Source organism: Urechidicola vernalis, assembly GCF_031846385.1.
GTDB classification, from domain to species: Bacteria; Bacteroidota; Bacteroidia; order Flavobacteriales; family Flavobacteriaceae; genus Urechidicola; species Urechidicola vernalis.
This window is the reverse complement of sequence record NZ_JAVRHV010000005.1, coordinates 107,459-124,345: the sequence shown is the minus strand read 5'-3', so window position 1 is coordinate 124,345 and position 16,887 is coordinate 107,459. Positions and strand designations below refer to the sequence as shown.

The 16,887-nt window shown below is 34.5% G+C and carries 14 protein-coding genes; 5 read left to right on the top strand and 9 right to left on the bottom strand.

The genetic code is table 11. The annotated features are described in order from the left end of the window. Nucleotides 1–20: 20 nt before the first annotated feature. The 3 genes from hflX to RM519_RS10625 all read right to left on the bottom strand — a co-directional run bounded on the left by hflX (nt 21) and on the right by RM519_RS10625 (nt 5,724). The gene (gene hflX / locus RM519_RS10635) at nt 21–1,244 is read right to left on the bottom strand and encodes a GTPase HflX (protein ID WP_311593790.1); all 1,224 of its coding nucleotides are present in this window, start codon (nt 1,242–1,244) and stop codon (nt 21–23) included. A 192-nt stretch (nt 1,245–1,436) separates the two neighbouring features. Further along, nucleotides 1,437–2,867 carry a DUF5689 domain-containing protein gene (locus RM519_RS10630; protein WP_311593789.1) on the bottom strand — a complete coding sequence of 477 codons (1,431 nt, stop codon included), beginning with the start codon at nt 2,865–2,867 and terminating at the stop codon, nt 1,437–1,439. A gap of 34 nt (nt 2,868–2,901) precedes the next feature. Further along, entirely contained in the window at nt 2,902–5,724 is a 2,823-nt protein-coding gene (locus RM519_RS10625; protein WP_311593788.1) for a carboxypeptidase-like regulatory domain-containing protein, read from the bottom strand. Between the two features lie 148 nt (nt 5,725–5,872). Here RM519_RS10625 and RM519_RS10620 point away from each other — a divergent pair, with 148 nt between their 5' ends. The 3 genes from RM519_RS10620 to RM519_RS10610 all read left to right on the top strand — a co-directional run bounded on the left by RM519_RS10620 (nt 5,873) and on the right by RM519_RS10610 (nt 8,592). Beyond that, entirely contained in the window at nt 5,873–6,913 is a 1,041-nt protein-coding gene (locus RM519_RS10620) for an endonuclease/exonuclease/phosphatase family protein (RefSeq protein WP_311593787.1), read from the top strand. An 11-nt stretch (nt 6,914–6,924) separates the two neighbouring features. Further along, complete coding sequence (locus RM519_RS10615; protein ID WP_311593786.1) at nt 6,925–7,461, top strand: DUF922 domain-containing protein; 537 nt, start codon at nt 6,925–6,927, stop codon at nt 7,459–7,461. A 120-nt stretch (nt 7,462–7,581) separates the two neighbouring features. Continuing rightward, the gene (locus RM519_RS10610; protein ID WP_311593785.1) at nt 7,582–8,592 is read left to right on the top strand and encodes an endonuclease/exonuclease/phosphatase family protein; all 1,011 of its coding nucleotides are present in this window, start codon (nt 7,582–7,584) and stop codon (nt 8,590–8,592) included. Nucleotides 8,593–8,595: 3 nt separating this feature from the next. Here RM519_RS10610 and recJ read toward each other — a convergent pair whose 3' ends face one another. Further along, on the bottom strand, nt 8,596–10,293 hold the full coding sequence (recJ, locus tag RM519_RS10605; protein WP_311593784.1) for a single-stranded-DNA-specific exonuclease RecJ: 1,698 nt from the start codon (nt 10,291–10,293) through the stop codon (nt 8,596–8,598). Nucleotides 10,294–10,413: 120 nt separating this feature from the next. Next, on the bottom strand, nt 10,414–10,827 hold the full coding sequence (locus RM519_RS10600; protein WP_311593783.1) for an OsmC family protein: 414 nt from the start codon (nt 10,825–10,827) through the stop codon (nt 10,414–10,416). 90 nt (nt 10,828–10,917) lie between these two features. Between RM519_RS10600 and ade the strand changes: the two genes are divergently transcribed. Together ade and RM519_RS10590 are read left to right on the top strand one after the other, a co-directional pair. Then, on the top strand, nt 10,918–12,540 hold the full coding sequence (ade, locus tag RM519_RS10595; RefSeq protein WP_311593782.1) for an adenine deaminase: 1,623 nt from the start codon (nt 10,918–10,920) through the stop codon (nt 12,538–12,540). Nucleotides 12,541–12,575: 35 nt separating this feature from the next. Beyond that, the gene (locus RM519_RS10590) at nt 12,576–12,764 is read left to right on the top strand and encodes a hypothetical protein (protein ID WP_311593781.1); all 189 of its coding nucleotides are present in this window, start codon (nt 12,576–12,578) and stop codon (nt 12,762–12,764) included. Nucleotides 12,765–12,871: 107 nt separating this feature from the next. Here RM519_RS10590 and RM519_RS10585 read toward each other — a convergent pair whose 3' ends face one another. The 4 genes from RM519_RS10585 to RM519_RS10570 form a co-directional block, all read right to left on the bottom strand. After that, the gene (locus RM519_RS10585) at nt 12,872–13,447 is read right to left on the bottom strand and encodes a uracil-DNA glycosylase family protein (protein ID WP_311593780.1); all 576 of its coding nucleotides are present in this window, start codon (nt 13,445–13,447) and stop codon (nt 12,872–12,874) included. A gap of 2 nt (nt 13,448–13,449) precedes the next feature. Next, nucleotides 13,450–13,989, bottom strand: a complete 540-nt coding sequence (locus tag RM519_RS10580) for a dihydrofolate reductase family protein (protein ID WP_311593779.1) — start codon at nt 13,987–13,989, stop codon at nt 13,450–13,452. A 102-nt stretch (nt 13,990–14,091) separates the two neighbouring features. Then, nucleotides 14,092–14,766 carry a 16S rRNA (cytidine(1402)-2'-O)-methyltransferase gene (rsmI, locus tag RM519_RS10575; protein WP_311593778.1) on the bottom strand — a complete coding sequence of 225 codons (675 nt, stop codon included), beginning with the start codon at nt 14,764–14,766 and terminating at the stop codon, nt 14,092–14,094. 21 nt (nt 14,767–14,787) lie between these two features. Further along, nucleotides 14,788–16,800 carry a hypothetical protein gene (locus RM519_RS10570; RefSeq protein ID WP_311593777.1) on the bottom strand — a complete coding sequence of 671 codons (2,013 nt, stop codon included), beginning with the start codon at nt 16,798–16,800 and terminating at the stop codon, nt 14,788–14,790. Between the last annotated feature and the right edge of the window lie 87 nt (nt 16,801–16,887).

Here is a 16,887-nt window from a genome sequence, read left to right as displayed (position 1 = left end):
CTGAAATCAGTTGGCTTTTTTTAAGAAATGCTATTTCCGTCTTTATCGTATTCGAAATACAAATAATCGTTATACGGAAAGCGTTGCATATGAATTCTTTTTACTTCTTCAAATACTCTTTCTTTAAACTGTTCCATGTTTTCTTTATTGATTGCAGAAATAAAGAGGCTGTTGTCCCCCATTTCATTCATCCAGGTTTTTTTCCAGTCTTCTAAAGTGTAATGCTCCTTTGTAAATTCAGTTACCAAATCGTCTTTGTCAATAGTGCTATGCGTATAGGCATCTATTTTATTAAAGACTAAAATTGTTGGTTTATCGGCGCTTTCAATTTCATCTAAAATTTTATTTACGGATGCAATATGGTCTTCAAAATTTGGATGAGAAATATCAACGACATGTAATAACAAATCTGCCTCTCTAACCTCATCTAGAGTCGATTTGAAAGATTCTACCAATTGTGTTGGAAGTTTTCGAATAAACCCAACAGTATCGGTTAACAAAAAAGGAATGTTTTTAATTACCACTTTTCTAACCGTAGTGTCTAATGTGGCAAAGAGTTTGTTTTCGGCAAAAACATCACTCTTACTCACTACGTTCATCAAGGTAGATTTTCCAACATTGGTATAACCCACCAATGCCGCTCGTACCATTCTTCCTCTATTTTTACGTTGAATGGCCATTTGCTTATCAATGGTTACCAACTTCTTTTTTAATAGCGCAATTTTATCGCGTACAATACGTCTATCCGTTTCAATTTCTGTTTCACCCGGACCACGCATTCCAATTCCCCCTTTTTGCCTACTAAGGTGCGTCCATAAACGTGTTAATCTCGGTAATAAATATTGGCATTGTGCTAGTTCTACCTGCGTACGCGCATATGATGTTTGCGCCCTTTGTGCAAAAATATCTAGAATTAGGTTGGTACGATCTAATATTTTACAATCTAGCACCTTCTCAATATTTCTTAATTGTGCCGGGTTCAATTCGTCATCAAAAATGGCTGTACCAATATTATTTTGTTCAATATAAGCACTGATATCCTCTAACTTCCCAGCACCAATAAATGTTTTAGGGTTTGGCTTTTCTAATTTTTGCGTAAATCTTTTAACAGCAACACCACCAGCAGTTCTTGTTAAGAACTCCAACTCATCCAAATATTCGTCTGTTTTTTCCTCGTTTTGATATTGCGATACAACGGCAATTAAAACGGCTTTCTCAGACTTTGCAACTTTTTCTTCAATCATAAAAATTCTGTGCTAAATATGGCTACAAATGTACGAAAAACAAAAAGAGACTGTTAAAAAAGAATCTAAGGATTGTCAAACTGAGCCTGTCGAAGTTCATAAAATCCTAATCAATAATTAGTCTTCGACAGGCTCAGACTGACATTTCAATAATACCTCACTTTTTAAACAGTCTCTTCTATAAATTGTTTTTTAGTTTCCTGTAACTTTTACATTTTCTAATTGGAACGTGGTTGTAACACCACTGTCGGCGCCTAAATATTTAAATGCAATATAAACTTCGCCTTCTAAACAAGACAAATTTATTGATCCTGAAGGCGTTAAAGTAGCGCCGTAACCATTAGAAGGGCTATCTGCCAAATCTGCCTGAATCAACGCCCATGTAGCCGTATCAACATCTCCAGTGAAATCTGTAGATGCATATACACTTAGCGCATCCCCGTTATAGTAACCTACTTTTGTATCAAATGTTAATTCTTCATCAGTCGTTGTGCTTAAATCTATTGCAGGTGTTACTAACCATACTTCCATAGGAGTTTCGTTACTTCTAAAAGCGGAAGCTTGCATATAACCATTTCCTGAAAAAGATCGCCAATCAAATTTTTCTGAACCTCCGTTTGTGTTTACATTTATCCAACCATCTGCTTCTAATTCCGATTCTGATGTGTTGTCAAAATTTTCATCAAATAAAACTGTAGCGCCTCCTATTGGGTTGCTTCCACAATCTAAAATTACCGGATCACATCTTACATCACTAGAAAAGTCTATATATGTTGGATCGTTGATAATTAGTACAAAGAAATCTGCTCTAAAATCTTTCGCCAGCACGGCGTTTATTGCTCCCTGCCCTGCAGCAATGGTGTATGATTTAAAGTCTGAAAATGTACTGGTTTGCAATGTTGCTGTAAGGTCATCATTACAACTCAATAAAGTACGCATTCCGTCATATTCGTCATTTGCTTCACCCGCATAGGTTTTACCTAATTCACTTATTTCAAATTGCATTGCTTGAATCTGAATTAAAGTATTGATATGATCTTGGGCGAAATCATCGACAAAAACAACATTAGGTACTATTGTTTCTATTTCTAATGATCTTAAAATATGATCTGAGTAGATAAAAGAAGGTATTTCTTCTACGCCACCATTTAACAAAAATCCTAAAGTGTATCTTCCTGGTGTACCATCCGATGGATCTTTATCTTCTCCGTCATCGTAAGAAACACTTAACCCATCTAATTTTATATACACCTTTCTACCAACTTCAAAAGTTTCAAATAAAGACGTTTTATCAACCAGCACTTCTATACCATGAGTCGCTCCTTCTGCTTTGTCTTGTATTATTAATTTTTTATAAAAATTTCCGGCTAAATCACTTGAAACGACATGCCCTTCTAAATACAATCCGTTAGTAGTAACCTCGAAAGTGTAAATATCTTCGCCGTTAGAGTTTTTATTCTGATTCCAGGCTTCTTTAACCGCAGACACACTAGAGTTTACGATTATGTCAGGTTCTTCTCCTCCCACAGGTGGTACTGCGTATTCGCCTCCTTGTACACATGCAAAAACGACCAAAGCCATTAGAATAAGCGCAAGAACTTTATTTATATTCGTTGGTTTCATATTATTTTTTTTATGTTTTAGTATCATTTTTCATCTAGAATCTGAAGTACACATTTAAGTAATATGTTGCTCCATATCCATACCAATATTTAGGTCCAAAAATTGGTTTTTCTCTTTCTTGATCATCTTTTAACACTCGGTAATTCGCATTTCTAGACTGTTCGAAACCTCCTGTTTTGTACTTTGTATTTAGAATGTTATTTATCGAAGCAAAGAACCCTATAAAATAATCATCAACTCTCCAAGATTTTCCTCCAACAGCGTTCACAAGAAAGTAACTATCAAATTGTTCTTGCACTAACAATTGTTTTGCAATTTCTGGATCATAATCATTGAAAGGCTGTCCATCTGATGGGTCGGTACTGAAATTACTTGTTCTAGATAATGGACTAATGTCTAAATATCCGTTAGAAAAGTGATTTCCTGTAGCGCCAAACCACCAATAATTTGGATCTCTATATTCAAATCCGATTGACATGGCTTGTTGTGGCCCTCCGGCAACATGATAATTTTTTAAGTAGGCAGGTTCATCTACTAAATTACCATCAAAAGCATCAGATGTCAAATACAAATTAGGATTGTTATTGTAAATATAATCTCCAATAGCGGCTGCGCCTTTTAATTTAATTGTAGGTGTTATTTGGTAACTTAATCCAAGTTCCATTCCTATATTTCTCTTATCTATACCCGATAAAACTTCTTGAACAAAAGCACTCGATTCCACCGCACCTTGTTCATTTACAAATGAGATTCCATCGGCATAATAAAATGAAATTTCAGTGGCATTAGCAAACTCTGTATAGAAGCCCGTAATTCTAGCCTGAACTTTAGGAGTTCTTAAAATATAACTTAAGTCTGCCGTCGTAATTTTTTCACTTGTCAAATCTTTAACTACATCATTATTTTCTCTTGAATTAGAAAATGAATTTCTTATAGTTGGAGCGTTAGATAAATACCCTGCATTAAAATTTACCAAATGACGTCCTGATATTTTATAAGTCAAACCTCCTTTAAAACTTGCATTCGAAAAACTCAATTTTTCACTTTTTCCATAAGACCGTTCCCCCGGAAAACGACCATTTTCGTACAACCCGTTTCTTTGGTAGTTAGTAGATGCAAACTTTCCGCTGAGATAAAAATCAACTTTGTTATACTGAAATTGAGCTTGTGCAAAAGCATCAATTATAGAGGCATCAATTTCATAATTATACTTAAATCGGTCTCCTTCTTGAACAAGCCTATTTGGGTTTCGTAAGTCATTTTGAGACTCATCTAAAATTTCAGAAAAAGAATCAACATTTAAAAAACCTGTACCTCCTAACAAATCTTTTATTGCTGCAAAATTCTCCGATTTTAAATTGCGATAAGACACCGATCCGTTTAAATCAATATTATCAGTTAACTCAGTTCTTAAAATAGAATTAAAAGTAAATTGTGTATCGTCATTTCTATCATCATACAAGGCGTAAATAGAATTTCCACCTAGATTAGCCGAATTCAAATTCGCATCGTACATAGATTGCCAATCCATTTGCCCATCGTCTTGAAAGTCTTCCGTTGCTAGATACGCTCCTGCATAATCCGGGTTGTCGACATCTCTTAAAAAATAACTCGGCAATTTTTGATAGTACGTTGGATCTGGATTTGAACCTCCGCCAATTAAATAATCATTACCAGAAGAATCTGTAACCAAATTCATACCTCCATGATCTATTCTGCTATTTGCAACTTTACCCGTTTGAAAAGCAATATTTGAATTTAAGGTTGTTTTTTCATTTATGTCCCAATAATGATTCAACATAAAAACGGGTTCTTCAATATGGCGTTCTCTAGAATTTCTTTTTTCTCCACGTTGTGTACCCCAATAGGCATTGTATCTCGTGTCTTTTAAATCGTATACTTCTTGTGTATTTGGTGACGATTTTCCTCTTCTGTTCGGTGTATAAAAAGCGGTGAAGTTTAGACTGTGTTTGTCATTTATAACTTTCTCTATTGCCGCAAAAAATGAATTTGAATCGTATAAACTCGCATCATTATAGCCTTCGTGTGCAAATCTTCTTGATGCAGAAAAAGAATATGCCCAACCATTTTCTGACAAACCAGAAGAATAACTAACCATTAATCTACCAGAATATGACCTATTAGAAGAAGCCAAAGAAACACGCCCTCCACGCGCATATTCTGAAGCACGCATTGTAATATTATTTGTACCTGCTACACCTCCAAAAGTATAATCTGATGCCGTCAATCCATTGGTGAAAACCTGATTACGCATCACATCATTTAAACCGCCCCAATTACTCCATTGCGGACGACCGTTATAGAGTTTATTCATTTCAATTCCGTTGATTAACAAGGAGCCATTTTCTGAATTATAGCCTCTTGCTCTAAAAAAAGTAGGGCTAAATTCGAATGCTGCCGTATTTAGAAATATATCTCTCGAGGCTTGTAATAAACCAGCGGTATTATCAGCGCCCCCCTCATCTTCACTCAATTGATCGTCGGTCAAAGAAATAACACTCAAATCATTTATTTGAACTACTGCCTCATTCAATAAAATCACACCTAAATCAACAGGTTCTCCTTCTTTAATAACAACTGGAAAATTTTGTGTGTAGTACCCATCTCTTTCAATTTGAATCAATTGTTCTCCAATAGGTACATTTTTCAATTCAAATGAACCATCGACTTGTGTTAGTTGGTGCAAATCAGCTCCAATAATTTTTACCATTACGTTTGCAATGGGTTCGGCGGAATGGCTATCCGAAACCGTTCCTTTTACACTACTCAAAGATTGTGCATACGATGCCATTACGCTCATACACAGCATGAATAATGATATATAAATTTTCTTCATACGTAATCTAAAGTTTGGACTAATACAATTTTTTTTGGACTAACAAAATTACACCTTTTTAGGAGTTTAATGAATTCTTTATATTCTTATTCTGATATTCTTGAAAAAAACTATTTACATTTGTTTGCCTCAAAAACTGCCTAACTAAATGAAAAAACACCTCTTTCCTCTTCTTTTTATAATAAGTCTTTGCTGTTTTGGACAAGAACGACAATTTAAAATAAGGACAGTTGCATTTTACAATCTAGAAAATCTTTTTGACACCATTAACAATCCGGCTAAAAATGACGAAGCAAGCCCAATAATGGAGATGAAAGCAAACAAATCTAGAATTTATTGGGATAAAATTGACAAATTAGGAAAGGTATTGTCTGAAATCGGAGTTGATAAAGCAAATAACAGCCCTGCAGTTATTGGTGTGGTGGAAATTGAAAACGATACCGTTTTAACAGACTTGGTAAATGGTACGTATTTAAAAGATAAAAATTATAAAATTATACACTACGATTCGCCAGACGAAAGAGGTATTGACGTAGGGCTTTTATACCAAGAGCGTTACTTTAAACCTACACATCATAAAAATTATGAATTAAAAATTTATACAAAAGATGGAGAGCGTGTGTTTACTAGAGATCAACTTTTAGTTAGTGGCTATTTAGACAACGAAAAGATTCATATAATTGTAAATCACTGGCCGTCTAAAAGAGGAGGAACTAGGAGTATTCCTTTTAGAGAAAAAGCAGCCGCTTTAAACCTTAAAATTATGAAAGAGGTTAGGGAAAAAGAGCCAAATGCCAAGATTATTACGATGGGTGATTTTAACGATGACCCTATTGAATCTAGTTTTAAGAAGGTTTTAAAAACTAAAAAAAATAAAGAGGATGTTAAAGAAAATGACCTCTTCAACCCGTATGAAAACATGTACAATAGTGGACTAAATACTGCTGGTTATAGGGATAACATCAACTTATTCGATCAAATTTTAGTGAGTTCACAGCTAGTCACAACCAAAAATGAATTTGAAAGCTACAAGTTGTATCAGGCAAATATTTTCAATCCTAAATACTTAATCTCAAAAAAAGGACGTTATAAAGGATATCCGTTTAGAAGTTTCTCATACGGAACTTATACAGGTGGATATAGTGATCATTATCCATCATATATATATTTATTAAAAGAAATTAAATAACATTGATACGTGTGAATAACCGCCGAACCATATTCTTTTTACTAATTGCCTGCATCATTTTTCAATCTATAACGGCACAAGATAATATTCAATGGTCTAAGAGCAGAAAACTTGAATGGAAAGATTTTCAAGGACAACCAAATGAAGATGTGTACGCTGCGGCTTTAACTTCTTATAAAATAGAGATTACACCTTCTAAGGTAATTGTTGATGAAAATAATAACATCAAGAATTTTAACGAATTAACTGTTAAGGCCTATTTTTATAAAAACCATTCTTGGGTTGTTGAAATGAACGACTACTTGTTGCAGCACGAGCAACTTCACTTTGATATCGCTGAACTTTTTGCTCGAAAAATGAGAGTGGAGTTCAAAAAGCTTCAGGCAGAAAAAATTGCCAACTTCGATACTTATTACGGAGTATACAAAAAACTTTGGGCAGCATGCAGAGAAATGCAGCAAGCATTTGACAAAGAATCGAATCATAGCATAAATGAAGTTCAGAATAACCTTTGGGTAGAAAAAATAAACAGCTTACTTCAATCTTAGGTATTTCCAATCCAACATACTATTCGCTAACAATCAGCTGATTAATTTAGTATTTAAAAAAAAGTTTAGTACTTTTAAGGTGCTATGAAATCTATTTCTCTAAAATTTTTAGTGTTTTTGGTGTGCCTTCAATCCACGGCTCAAAACAATAGTAAGACGTATAATATTCATACTGTTGCATTTTATAATGTTGAAAATTTATTTGACACTATTGACGACCCTAATTCTAAAGATGAATACAGTCCAATTCTGAAACTTAAAACCAGTAAATCTGATGCCTATTGGAGCAAAATAAATAATATAGCTCGCGTAATTTCTGAAATTGGCAAAGAGACTACCAAAACAAGTCCAACATTAATAGGCTTAGCCGAAATTGAAAACAAAGCTGTACTCAAAGATCTTATAAAAACAGAGCATATAAAAAATCAAAACTATGATTATATACATGTAGATTCGCCCGATTGGAGAGGAATAGACGTTGCGCTACTTTATAAAAAAGGGAGTTTTGAACCCATCAATTTTAAAACTTTTGAACTGTTTGCATTCAATGACAAAGGATATAGGATAAAAACCCGAAATCAATTGTTGGTTACTGGCTATTTAGACAATGAACTCATTCATTTAATAATTACTCATTGGCCATCTCAGCAAAGAGGGCAGCAAAAAACAGAATATTTAAGAGTGAAGTCTGCTGAACTTTCAGCGCAAATTATAGAAGAAGTAAGAAACGAATTCAAGCGTCCGAAAATTATTCTAATGGGCGATTTGAATGAAAACCCAACAGCCGAGTATCTCGAAGAAACTCTAAAAATATCAGCAAATAAAGAGGGTGTTTCTGATGTATCTCTGTACAATCCATTTAAATCTCATTTTAAAAATGGGCATAGTTCTCTAGGTTTTAGAGATAATTTAAACATGTTCGACCAAATTCTAATTTCCCAACCTTTTATTGCAAAAGAATATAATAACTATCAATTTTATAAATCTGGAATTTTTAATCCGAGTTACTTAACTCAAAAGAGAGGAAACTACAAGGGCTATCCATTTAGAAGTTGGGGCCAAAACAACACCTTTACTGGTGGGTATAGCGATCATTATCCTGTTTATATTTACCTGATAAAAGAACAATAATAATTATTCCTCCTGAATATCCTTTAGTAATAACTGAATAGATGTATTACCATTCCAGTGATTTTCGTCTAAATTAAATACTGCTTTAAAGGCTTTACCATTCGAAATCAATTTCTCTTTTGATCCTAAACCAAACCCAATACCGCTATAGGTTTTCTTATCTACACCATTGATAATCCCAACTTTTAAATGTGTTTTATCTTCGCCAACACATTTACCATAGCCGTTATCTCTAAGCCCTTCTGATTTAAAAACAGGTCGCATATTATTAGGACCAAATGGCGCAAATTGTTTTAAAATACTGTAGAATTTCGGCGTGATTTGTTCTAATTCTAATTCTGCATTTATTTTTACCTCGGGCGTTTTTAATTCCTCTGGTAAGGTTGCTGCAACAACCTCCTCAAATTTTTGTTTGAAATTCCTGTAATTTTCAGGAAGTAAGGTAAGTCCGGCTGCATATTTATGACCGCCAAATTGTTCTATAAATTCGGAACATTGATCTAAAGCGTTATAAACATCAAATCCTTTTACAGATCTTGCAGACGCCGCTAACTTATCTCCACTTTTGGTAAAAACTAAGGTTGGTTTATAATAGGTTTCTATGAGTCTAGAAGCCACAATGCCAATAACACCTTTATGCCAAGTTTCGCTATAAACAACAGTCGAAACGTTTTGCTCTTCAGCATTCTCTGTAATTTGTCTAAGTGCTTCATCCGTAATTTTTTTATCTAGTTCTTTTCTGTTCTTGTTAAAATCTTCTATTTCTCCTGCAATTTTAGAAGCTTTCTCAAAATCCGTCTCAGTTAACAAATCCACGGCATATTGTCCATGTTTCATTCTTCCAGCAGCATTAATTCTGGGTGCAATCACAAAAACGACATCTGTAATAGTTAATTCGTTTTTATGTAATTGATGAATAACAGCATTAAACCCAGCCCTCGGTGCTTTGTTAATCATTTGCAAACCGTAATAAGCCAATACCCTATTTTCGCCAGTCATCGGAACAATATCTGCCGCAATCGCAGTTGCTACCAAATCTAAATACGGTAACAAATCGTCAATGGTTTCACCTCTATTTTTTCCAAGTGCCTGAATCAATTTAAAACCAACACCACAGCCACATAACTCATCGAATGGATAAGAGCAATCCTCTTGTTTCGCGTCTAAAACCGCCACAGCATTTGGCACGGATTTCCCTGGCCTATGATGGTCGCAAATGATAAAATCTATTCCTTTCTCTTTTGCATAGGCTACTTTTTCAATGGCTTTAATTCCACAATCTAGCGCTATAATTAAAGAGAAATCATTGTCATCTGCAAAATCAATTCCTTTATAAGAAACTCCATACCCTTCTGCATACCTGTCTGGAATATAGGTCGCAACATTTGGATAATGTTTTAATAAATAAGAGGAAACTAAAGACACAGCGGTAGTGCCATCAACATCATAATCGCCATAAACCAAGATATTCTCGTCTTTTTCGATTGCCTTTTCAATACGAGCCACTGCCTTATCCATATCTTTTAATAAATATGGATCGTGCAAATCACTTAATGAGGGTCTAAAAAATGCTTTTGCTTGGTCAAAGGTTTCGATACCGCGCTGAATTAATAAAGACGCAATCAACCTATCACCGTTCAATTGTTTGGCGAGTGTGTTAACTTTTTCAAGTTCCGGTTGGTCTTCTAATATCCAGCGCATGCCTGTGTTTTGTCACCCTGAGCAAAGTCGAAGGGTCTTGTCTTTTTCTTGCAATTTTCATTTCGTCATTACAAACGGTCGCTTCGACTACGCTCAGCCACCAATCCAAATGACGTATTCTTAACTTTCGTGGTATTCCACTTCAATAGCTACATCCGTAAATTTACGGAACATTCCCATTACACCACAATATTGATCTACTGATAAATCAATCGCTTTCTGAATTTTATCCTTTTTAAAATCTGAACCATAAAATTTATATGTCATTACTACATCCTTGTAAATTTTTGGGTGCTCATCGGTTAATTCAGCCGATACGTCAATTTTTAAATCGTCTACCTCAGCACGCATCTTTTTTAACAAAGAAACAATGTCTAACGCAGAACATCCTGCCAATGAAGAAAGCATCAATGCCTTCGGACGCATTCCTCTAGATTCTTCCCCTTCTGCTGGATTATCGATTAGTACAATTCCGTCGTCGTGTGCAGATTCAAAAGCGTTTCCGCCTTTCCATTCCATTTCTATTTTTGCCATAGTTTTCTGTATTTAAGAATTCAAATTTACCATTTTATTAATCGTTTTTTTGTAACATTGTTTACAAATGTTTCTTAAAAACACATTGCTATGTTAAAAGTATCTGGTCAACTTGTATCTATAGAAGAAAAACGGATATATCCAGCAGAAATTATTGTTGAAAATGGCATTATTATATCTATAACAGAGAAAGAAAGCAGCAACGCCAATTTTATTCTACCCGGTTTTGTAGATGCGCATATTCATATAGAAAGCTCTATGTTGGTACCGTCTGAATTTGCACGATTGGCTGTTTTACATGGAACCGTAGGTACCATTTCCGACCCGCATGAAATTGCAAATGTATTAGGAAAAGATGGCGTGTATTACATGATTGAAAACGGAAATAAAGTGCCGTTCAAATTTCATTTTGGCGCACCGTCTTGTGTGCCAGCGACGGCTTTTGAAACGGCAGGCGCTGTGATCGATTCGGATGATATAAAAGAATTATTAGCGCATCCTGAGATTAATTATTTGGCAGAAATGATGAACTATCCAGGTGTAATATTTGATGATGAAGAAGTGCTTAAAAAAATTGCTTGGGCAAAACATTTTAACAAACCAGTTGATGGTCATGCACCAGGATTACGAGGTACCGATGCTAAAAAATATATTGCCGCCGGAATCTCTACCGACCACGAATGTTTTACCTATGATGAAGCCAAAGAGAAGTTAGAATTCGGTATGAAAATTCTGATTAGAGAAGGTTCTGCCGCTAAGAATTTCGAAGCCTTGATTGATTTATTATCTGAACACTTTGAAAACATGATGTTCTGTTCTGACGATAAGCATCCCGATGATTTAATTCTGGGGCATATCAACCAATTATGTGCAAGAGCCGTTGCCAAAGGCATCGATGTTTTTAAAGTATTACAAGCCGCATGTATAAACCCAGTAAAGCATTACAATATGAATATTGGTTTGCTAAAAGTTGGTGATGCAGCAGACTTTCTCGAGGTTGATGATTTAACCAATTTCAATGTTCTAAAAACTTATATCAATGGAGAATTGGTTGCTGAAAATGGGACCTCTTTTATAAAATCTGTTCCATTTGAAACCCCGAATAACTTTAATGTTTCAGCTAAAGAAACTAAAGATTTTTATGTTGAAAAAACTTCAAATTCCATTAGAGTTATTGAAGCCTTAGATGGTGAACTAATAACCAACGAAATTGAGGCAGAAAGTCTTTCTGAAAATGTAAATCTCATTTCTAATACCCAAACCGACGTTTTAAAAATGGCTGTTGTAAATCGCTATAGCAACACACAACCAGTCATTGCATTTATAAAGAATATTGGACTTAATAAAGGGGCTATTGCAAGTTCCGTTGCGCACGATTGCCACAATATTGTTGTAGTTGGCACAAGTGATGAAGAAATTTGCAATGCCGTAAACTTGCTTATTGAGAACAAAGGAGGAATTTGTGCGGTTAACGGCGAAATGCAAAAATCATTGGCGTTACCGGTAGCCGGTATTATGAGTGACCAAGATGGTTGGACTGCTGGAAAGGCCTATGAAGAAATAGATGCCACGGCCAAAGAATTGGGTTCACAATTAAGAGCCCCTTTCATGACCTTGTCTTTTATGGCATTGTTGGTAATACCCGATTTAAAATTATCGGACTTAGGATTGTTTAGCGGGAAGCAGTTTGAATTTGTTGAATTGCAGAAATAAATGATTTATATTACATATAAAACGAAATAGATAATATGAAAAAAAACACAATAATAGCCAGTATCATTGGCCTTGTTTTACAATGTTTTGGACTTGGATTTATGCTGTATGGCGTTAATAACAATGAAAAATTCACTTGGATTGGATACGGAATAATGTCTATTGGGTTCATTATTATCGTTATTGGACTCATTATTTTGGGTATAAAAAAGGACGGACTTTAAAATAAAACTGTAAACCAAGAATTCAACTTTTATTTGGGTTATAGAAGTCCAGTAGAAGAAATCCATTTTACTTTAAAGCCTCAATTGAGTATCGCTTTTAAACTTTATCATATTGCGATTAAATTTTTCACTCTTTTCTGTAACTCTGGGATAACCGTTTGTTCAAACCAAGGGTTTTTTGTCAACCAAAACCTATTTCTAGGTGATGGGTGCGGTAAAACAAAATATTTTGGTAAATACTCCGGGTAATTATCTACGGTTTCAGTTAGCGTTCTTTTTGCTTTTCCTTTTAAATAATAATTTTGAGCATACATTCCAATTAGAAGTATTAATTCTACATTTGGCATTTTATCTAATAAACTATTATGCCACTGTGGAGCACATTCTTTTCTTGGAGGTAAATCGCCACTTTTTCCTTTTCCTGGGTAGCAAAAACCCATTGGTACAATTGCAAAAAGGTTTTGGCTATAAAATTCGTCTTCTGTAACATTTAGCCATTTTCTTATTTGCCTTCCGCTTGCATCATCCCATGGAATACCAGACTTATGAACCTTCGTTCCCGGTGCTTGACCAATAATTATAATTTTAGAATTTCTACTGCCAGAAACTACAGGCCGTGGACCTAAAGCAAGATGTTCTTCACAAATAGTACATTGCCTAATTTCTTGGAGTAAATTCTCCATTTCTATTTTTTACGTGAATATTGACTCTGCACAATTTGATCTAGATATACTTCAGTCTTTACATGCTCAAATTCCAGCGATTTTGGCATATCTCCGAACAATGAAATACCGCCGCCTAATAGAATTGGAATTCTAGTTACGATTAACTCATCAATCAAATCTTCTTTCAAAAAATTTTGGATGACGGTACCGCCATCAATATATAAACTATGATGCCCTTGGCTATGAATGTTCGCCACAACTTCTTTCAAAGGCCCGTTTAATATTTGAATTTTATTCTCATAACCTTTAGGTGGTTTTTTCATTGAGTTGCTCAATACAAAAACAGGAAAAGGATAAGGCCAATCTACGCCAAAACCAAGAACCGTCTCAAACGTGTTTCTACCCATTATCATAGCATCTACTTGATTAAAAAAAGCAATAGCGCCCATATCATCCTGTCGTGGGTTTGGTATCATTTCTAACCAATCAATACCTTCGTCTTTATCTGCAATAAATCCGTCTAAACTGGTCGCTATAAATACCGAGTTTTTTGTTTTCATAATTATTTTTTATTGTCATTTTGATCGTAGTCGAAACATCTCCTTGTATTGGTTTTTCGCTTTCTCTTCGACAGGCTCAATGTGACAATTTGGAATCAATCCTTATTTCGTTTTCCCTGCAACCACAATTACAATTTCTCCTTTTGGAGGTTTATGGGTATAATGACCTAAGACTTCGGTGGCAGTACCTCTGATTGTTTCTTCGAACATTTTGGTCAATTCTCGAGAGACCGACACTTGTCTGCCTGCTCCAAAATACTCTGCAAAATGTCCTAAAGTCTTTACCAATTTATGCGGCGATTCATAAAAAATCATCGTTCTAGTTTCTTCTGCTAATAATTTTAGACGTGTTTGACGCCCCTTCTTAACCGGTAAAAAACCTTCAAAAACAAACTTATCATTTGGCATTCCACTATTAACAAGTGCAGGGACAAAAGCTGTTGCTCCAGGTAAACATTCTACATCAATATTGTTTTCTAAACAAGCGCGTGTCAATAAGAATCCAGGGTCAGATATAGCAGGAGTTCCAGCATCAGAAATCAACGCTACTGTTTCTCCGCTTTTAATTCGTTGTACAATCCGGTCCGTCATTTTATGTTCATTATGCATATGATGGCTCTGCATATGCGTAGCAATATCAAAATGCTTTAAAAGCTTACCTGATGTTCTTGTGTCTTCTGCCAAGATTAAATCTACCTCTTTTAAAACCGTAATGGCTCTGAAAGTCATATCATCAAGATTACCGATTGGTGTTGGTACTAAATAGAGTTTGGACATAAAAATTGCTTTACAACAAAGTTACAAACTTTGCGCTTCAACTGACTCTATTGAATTTAAATAATCGCGAACTTCTTGACGCACTTTTTCTTTTTGTTCAACTCCTTTACTCAAAATGACCTCAAACCTATTTTCTCCTCTTAGATTGTTAAATTGAGGATCTACTTTTATAAAATGCTCTAAATCCCCAAAAGCCATCCAGCCATTTTCCTTTTCAAATCTCTCTAAATAACTATATGACTTTTCTTTTTCTCCTAAAAAAGCATAAATCCCAGCTAAATCATATAAGGCTCCATGATATTGAAATGTAGTACCATGTTGTAAATCTAAAGTTCTTTCATAAATCTTGATTTGATCTTTCATAAAATCTACGCCCTTTTCTTTTTGTCCAATTAAATAATAGGCTTGTCCTATTCGATGCAAATCATTTGCAGTGTTATAACTATCATAATTGTCTGCTTTTACTTTTTCCCTCCACTTTTCGTAATGTTCAATAGATTTTTCATATTCCTTCAGATACAAATAAACACCACCTAGACCTGCTTCAGCTATTTGATTGTCCTCATAATAATATTGAATAGATTTCAATGCCTCCCTAAACATTCCTTGTTTCGAGTAATACCAAGAATTCATGGGTTCCTCAATATCTCCTATTTGATTACTATAATACTTCTCCTTTTTTAAATCCCCAATTCTTGAGTAAAATTGAGTATAAAAAATATTCAAACGATCTTTGTCTTGAACCGTTTTCGTTTTACTTTCTATTTCTTTTAAAATTTTAATTCCTTTCAAAAAATCAAAATCATGTTGACAAGCAATATTTAGCAATCCCCATAATGGAAACAGATCATTGGGATTTAATTTTTCCGCCTTCAAATAATCTTTTTTGGCTAACTCTTTTTTATTCTTATTAAAATAATAGCGGCCTCTTATTAAATAGGCTTGAAAGATATTTGGATTTAATCTAATTGCTTTATTTGATAATTCAAGTACGTTTTCTAAATAGTTCTCTTCTAATATAGATGAATTTCTATTCAGATCAAATTCAACAGCTGCCAATCCTGCAAATGGTTCAGCCATAAGCGAATCACTCTCAATTGCCATTTGGTAATTTAAGCGCGCTTTTTCTAAATTTGAAAGCCAATCTTTTGAAGACTGAGTAAAAACGCGAGTTCTATTAAAATACTCTTCACCTTTTAAATAATAATCATATGCTTTTTCATTCAGCGTTGGAATTGCCTCTATTCGCTCTTGAACTTCGGGCAGTATAATAGTTTGTAATGTTTCTGCAATGGATTCAGTCACATCCGCTTGCACAGCAAAAACATCTGTTAGTTGCTTTTTGTATCTCTTGGACCATAAATGCGTGTCATCTTCCGCATAAATCAATTGTGCAAAAATTACTACCTGATCTCCTACACGCTGTACGCTTCCTTCGACCAAATACTTAACATCCAATTCCTCCGCAATTTTTCTCAACGATGGTTTATTTTCTCTGTATTGTTCAACTGAAGTTCTAGATGTAACACTGAGGGCTTCTATTTTGGACAAATGATCTAATATTCCTTCCATAATTCCATTACAGAAATACAAATTCTCTTTATTCTCACTATCGTTAATAAAAGGTAATACTGCTATTGATTTTTCAATTGCATCAATGTTTTTTACAGCGTTAGAAGAATAATTACTGTAGACAAATTGACCAATTATTATGACAATAAGAATTCCGATAAACAAATTACTTGTTAATGGTTTCTTCTTCCTTTCTGAATAAGGATTCTGTTGGGCTGCGACTGAAGCGGTTCTTATCATACCTTGTGGAGACATTTCAAATGCCCATGCCAAAATCAGCGCAATTGGAAAACCGATAAATAATAATACAATTATCATTTTAATTACCCAATCTGGTGCACCAAAACTAGATGCTGCTAAACTTGCTAATTGTGCCAACAACCAAGATGTAATAGCATAAGTAATCGCTACCTTGTATACGTTTCGGCGTTTGAGTTCTGAAAAGAACTTTTTTAGATCCATAGGTTAAATTTACTAAAAAATCTCATTAACAACACATTACAACTATTTCCAAGTTGAAATACTCCCTTTTTTATCTTAAAAAGTTCA

What these genes read in the sequence shown, in the direction of transcription:
- recJ (WP_311593784.1), bottom strand. Translation starts at nt 10,293, where the DNA reads ATGCGCTGGATATTAGAAGACCAACCGGAACTTGAAAAAGTTAACACA.
- RM519_RS10620 (WP_311593787.1), top strand. Translation starts at nt 5,873, where the DNA reads ATGAAAAAACACCTCTTTCCTCTTCTTTTTATAATAAGTCTTTGCTGT.
- RM519_RS10590 (WP_311593781.1), top strand. Translation starts at nt 12,576, where the DNA reads ATGAAAAAAAACACAATAATAGCCAGTATCATTGGCCTTGTTTTACAA.
- RM519_RS10585 (WP_311593780.1), bottom strand. Translation starts at nt 13,447, where the DNA reads ATGGAGAATTTACTCCAAGAAATTAGGCAATGTACTATTTGTGAAGAA.
- RM519_RS10600 (WP_311593783.1), bottom strand. Translation starts at nt 10,827, where the DNA reads ATGGCAAAAATAGAAATGGAATGGAAAGGCGGAAACGCTTTTGAATCT.
- RM519_RS10580 (WP_311593779.1), bottom strand. Translation starts at nt 13,989, where the DNA reads ATGAAAACAAAAAACTCGGTATTTATAGCGACCAGTTTAGACGGATTT.
- RM519_RS10625 (WP_311593788.1), bottom strand. Translation starts at nt 5,724, where the DNA reads ATGAAGAAAATTTATATATCATTATTCATGCTGTGTATGAGCGTAATG.
- ade (WP_311593782.1), top strand. Translation starts at nt 10,918, where the DNA reads ATGTTAAAAGTATCTGGTCAACTTGTATCTATAGAAGAAAAACGGATA.
- RM519_RS10630 (WP_311593789.1), bottom strand. Translation starts at nt 2,867, where the DNA reads ATGAAACCAACGAATATAAATAAAGTTCTTGCGCTTATTCTAATGGCT.
- hflX (WP_311593790.1), bottom strand. Translation starts at nt 1,244, where the DNA reads ATGATTGAAGAAAAAGTTGCAAAGTCTGAGAAAGCCGTTTTAATTGCC.
- rsmI (WP_311593778.1), bottom strand. Translation starts at nt 14,766, where the DNA reads ATGTCCAAACTCTATTTAGTACCAACACCAATCGGTAATCTTGATGAT.
- RM519_RS10570 (WP_311593777.1), bottom strand. Translation starts at nt 16,800, where the DNA reads ATGGATCTAAAAAAGTTCTTTTCAGAACTCAAACGCCGAAACGTATAC.